Origin of the sequence: Blautia sp. MSK18_10 (genome assembly GCF_020553185.1) — a bacterium.
Classification (GTDB): domain Bacteria; phylum Bacillota; class Clostridia; order Lachnospirales; family Lachnospiraceae; genus Blautia_A; species Blautia_A wexlerae.
Map to the genome: position 1 here is coordinate 1 of NZ_JAJCGT010000082.1, position 4,468 is coordinate 4,468.

Here is a 4,468-nt window from a genome sequence, read left to right on the forward strand (position 1 = left end):
GGTTTAGAGAGGGAGTCAGATGATGTCATAGTAGGCGAAAGCCGAAGGACTGAAACGATTTATAGTACGAATCGTTATGTTTAAAATAATACATGAGCCAGAAATCGAGTGGACAGGAAAAGTAGGAACGTAACCGAGGAATACTGTTTATACTTAGAGGGGTGTTATGTATGAATTTTAGGATAAGTCAGAGGAGTAACAACAATGGAATTGATTGAAGTGATCTTGTCAAAAGAAAATCTGAACAGAGCCTATAAAAAGGTAGTTGCTAATAAAGGTGCGAGTGGTGTTGATGGAGTTACTGTAGAAGAACTGGGAGATTATATAAGGGAGAACAGAGAGAAAATCGTTACATCTCTTAGAAACAGAACATATATACCGAAACCAGTCCGAAGAGTATACATTCCGAAAGACAATGGTAAGAAAAGACCATTGGGAATACCCACAGCACTTGACAGAACTATCCAGCAGGCAATAGCACAGCCTATATCTGATATTTATGAAGAGATATTCAGTGACTATAGTTATGGATTCAGAGCCGGAAGAAGTTGTCATGATGCCATTCGACAGGCATTGGAATACTTGAATGATGGGTATGAATGGGTAGTGGATATAGATATAGAACAGTTTTTCGACAAGGTAAATCACGACAAATTAATTCAGATACTAAGAGAACAAGTAAATGACAGTACCACATTAAATCTGATTCGGAAATATCTGAAAGCAGGTGTAATGGAAAACGGCTTGGAAAAAGCAACTATTACCGGTGTGCCGCAAGGAGGTCCTCTTTCAGTCGTATGTTCAAATGTCTACTTGGACAAGCTGGACAAAGAACTGGAGCATAGAGGACTCCGCTTTACAAGGTATGCAGATGATGTATTAATTTTCACTAAAAGTGAAATGGCGGCTAACCGGGTGATGAACTCCATAAGTGATTGGCTGGAACGGAAACTATTTCTAAAAGTAAATGCAGCAAAAACGAAAGTAGTCAGACCGATGCGAAGCAAATACCTAGGATTCACATTTCTGAAAAACGGTGGAGAGTGGAAAGTAAAACCTACCAATGAAAAGAAAAAGAAGCTTAAAAAGAAGCTGAGTGAATATCTGAAGAGAGGGAAAGCAATAGCAAGACCTCTTGTGGTTACAATCAAGCGAGTAAATGAGATTGTGCGAGGATGGATTAATTACTTTAGAATCGGGTTGATGAAGCAATTTGTGGAAGAGCTTGGACAATGGCTAAGACACAAAATAAGAATGATAGTCATGAAGCAATGGAAGAAGCCGAAAACCATCTACAGAAACCTAAGTTATCTAAACAGGAAGAACCGAAACGGATTCAGTCAGGAAGATATTCATAAAGTTGCAAATTCAAGACTTGGGTGGTACAGAAGAAGTGGAATGAACGTGGTGAATTTCATTATCAGTAAAGATTTACTTGAAAATAGGATAAAAGATGGAGCTGGTCTGCTCAATCCCTTATCCTATTACTTAGCAAAAGTTGGAATATAAGTTGTAGAGCCGTATACGAGACCCGTACGTAGTAAGCGCTTAATTTTTAGGTATGATAGAAAAATCCCCGACTACTTTTCAGTAGCCGGAGCACCTTGACAATTCACATATGATTGATTTGATTCGTTTGCACGACGTTCGATTTCAGCTTTGACGGTTTCGTTCCATGGAGCCAGAAGTTCTAATTCATCATCACTCATTCTATCATCAGGTAGTTTTTCCAGCAGATAAGTAAGATAGTGATAAACGTTTACTCCATTGGCTTTTGCCATCTCTGCCATTGTGTACACGATAGCGCTGGCCTGGGCTCCGTTTGGTGTGTCACAGAACAGCCAGTTTTTACGGCCTACTGTAAACGGACGGATCGCATTTTCACTGAGATTATTAGAAAAACTGCAGCGCCCGTCTTCGAGATAGGTAGTCAGATAGGAGCGGCGGTTCTGAATGTAGGTGACAGCTTTATCCATTCTGCTTCCACGGGTAGGGTTCTGCTGATCAAGCCACGACAAAAAGCCTTCTACTACCGGCTTTTCTTTTTCAAGGCGAGCCTTTTTAATAGCATCGAAGGAAGAATACTTTGATCTGATCACATCTTCCAAATGGAAGAGCTGGTTAATGTACAGCATTCCCTGTACGGATGGCTGGGTATAATCCAGAGCTTTTCCCTTGGGAATGGCATCTGTCAGATATCTTCTGATGTGTGCCCAGCAGGCTGTGCGTTTGGCATCTGGAACTTTATTGTATCCACTATAGCCGTCACACATCAGATAACCCTTGAAGCCGTGAAGAAAATCTACAGCATTGTCCCCGGCCCGGGTCTCTGAGTATTTATAGAGGATAATAGGTGGTCCTCCGTCTTCACCGCTGCGGAAAAGCCACATATATGACTTTGTCTGAGCGCGGCGTTCCGGTTCATGTAGAACTTGAAGTGGCGTTTCATCTGCCATTGCGAATCCACGTTCCAGAAGTTTCCTGTGGAAGTATTCGTACATAGGAAGAAAAAACGCTTCGGAATTCCGGATCACCCAGTTTGCCATAGTAGCTCTGGTGATCTCCACGCCATACTGTTTCCAGTCCTTTTCCTGACGGTAGTATGGGAGACCATTACAAAACTTCTGGTACATTACCCAAGCGACCGTTCCAGCAGAAACCATTCCATAAAGCATATGGGCTCTGCCATCTTTTCCTTTTTTGATGACCGGAATATCCTGAAGCCTGCACTGCGGACACTCATAGTTCTTACTGTAGTATTCATATACTTTCAGTTTTGCCGGTACAAAAACCAGTTCCCGGCGGACAAACTCTTCCCCGATTTCTTTCAGCGGGGTACCACAGACAGGGCAGAGTTTCTCTTTCTCAGAAAGCTCCAGATACTTTTTTTCAACAGGAACTCCCTTAAAACGTTCCGCATCTGTAGCTCTTCCTTTTCGCTTTTTTGCTGTTTTTTCTGGAAGAATTGATTCAAGAACCTCTGCTTTTGCAGCTTCTGGATCCTGTTCCAGTTCCGCCTCATTAAAAAAGTTTAACTGACCCGGAATATCGAGGGTCCTTTTTTCGCTGGAGGTGCCAAACAATTTTTTACGGAGAAGGTCTATCTCTTCTTTCAGATTATCCCGCTCCTGGGTGAGAGCCTCTTCCCGTTTATTGCCAGCATCGACAGTTGCCTGAAGTGTTTTTATCATTTTTTTGAGATCGTTTATCATGTCCTTCAGCTCACGGAGCTGGATATCTTTGGAACTGTCTGCCACTGCTTTTTCCTCCTGTTTCTGATGTTTCCATTATACCAGAAAACAGTGGTTTTTCCCAGCAAAACAGCGGATTTACCAGGACTTGAAAGTGCCGAAAATACAGCAAAAAACAAGAGTTTTATGTGCATCTTTTTTACGTTGCCTTGATCGCTTTGGGCTGCTCAATATCAATGCCGGACATCAGCCAGTCGAACTCCCGCCATGTAAGATTCCGGACTTCGGATTTATTCCTGGGCCACCGGTAAGAACCTTGGGCAGTCAGTCTTTTGTAGATCATAACGATCCCATCCGGTTCTTTTAAAATAGCTTTGATGCGGTCGCATTTACGGCCACAGAAAAGAAAAAGTGCATGGTCGATCTCCATCGAAAACTGTTCCTGGATGATCGCACACAATCCATCAATGGACTTGCGCATATCTGTTCTTCCACAGACGATATAGATCGCATCAACACTTGAGATGTCCGCTAACATAACGGCTCCTTCAGCGTATCCATGAGTATCTTCAGAAGTAACGGTTTGATCTCATTACTCATTCGTATAAGCAATCCGTCTGCTTCGATTTCAATCGTATGTGAATTGTCAAGGTGCATAGATTTGTTTCCATTATCTGGGAGCAATCCTGCCGGAGAAGACTCCGGTTCTATAGCAATCTGGACTACATCCTGTTTATGGGATGTAAGGTCAAGAGTGCTGGCTTTGGGGGCTGGATCCGGTATCTGACAGGCTTTTTTGCGGAGACGGGTAACTGCATTGTAAAAACAGCTGGGAGATATCCCATGTTCATTACACCATGCAGCATCTGTCAGACCGCTTTGTCTGCATTCAGTTACCAGTTCCATCCATTCTTCCAGGGAACGCCCTGGAGCACGTTTATTACTCATAATGAAACCTCCAAATGTAGTAAATTTCTATCTCCTATCAAGCGGAGTGTAGTAAAAATCTATTTACTATCATTATGAGTTTAAAAACGTAGACAGTAAAGCTACCCAAGATTTAAGCGCTTACCGTACGTACGGTTCAATGGGAGGGGCGAGATAATTATTCTCCCTCTACCCTATTCATACTTAAAAATTAAGCGCTTACGAATTAAACGTAAAAGTGGGTCAATTTTACTTGACAATCAACAAGAATATGGCAGAAAGCCTTGGAATTACTCAATGTCATTAACTTAAAAGCAGAAGATATTTATTCCTAAAAGGATTAGATATCT

General features: G+C 42.1%; 4 protein-coding genes. 1 reads left to right on the forward strand and 3 read right to left on the reverse strand.

The annotated features are described in order from the left end of the window. Nucleotides 1–204: 204 nt before the first annotated feature. Nucleotides 205–1,509: a group II intron reverse transcriptase/maturase gene (gene ltrA, locus LI074_RS16695; RefSeq protein WP_055060209.1), complete on the forward strand. Its 1,305-nt coding sequence runs from the start codon at nucleotides 205–207 to the stop codon at nucleotides 1,507–1,509. 71 nt (nucleotides 1,510–1,580) lie between these two features. Here the strand turns inward: ltrA and tnpC are convergent, their stop codons facing one another. From tnpC to tnpA, 3 genes are all read right to left on the reverse strand, one after another. After that, entirely contained in the window at nucleotides 1,581–3,257 is a 1,677-nt protein-coding gene (tnpC, locus tag LI074_RS16700) for an IS66 family transposase (protein WP_173681003.1), read from the reverse strand. Between the two features lie 133 nt (nucleotides 3,258–3,390). Further along, the gene (tnpB, locus tag LI074_RS16705; RefSeq protein ID WP_117689872.1) at nucleotides 3,391–3,729 is read right to left on the reverse strand and encodes an IS66 family insertion sequence element accessory protein TnpB; all 339 of its coding nucleotides are present in this window, start codon (nucleotides 3,727–3,729) and stop codon (nucleotides 3,391–3,393) included. Further along, the gene (tnpA, locus tag LI074_RS16710; protein WP_173681002.1) at nucleotides 3,723–4,139 is read right to left on the reverse strand and encodes an IS66 family insertion sequence element accessory protein TnpA; all 417 of its coding nucleotides are present in this window, start codon (nucleotides 4,137–4,139) and stop codon (nucleotides 3,723–3,725) included. Before tnpA ends, tnpB begins: the two co-directional genes overlap by 7 nt. Nucleotides 4,140–4,468 lie beyond the last annotated feature (329 nt).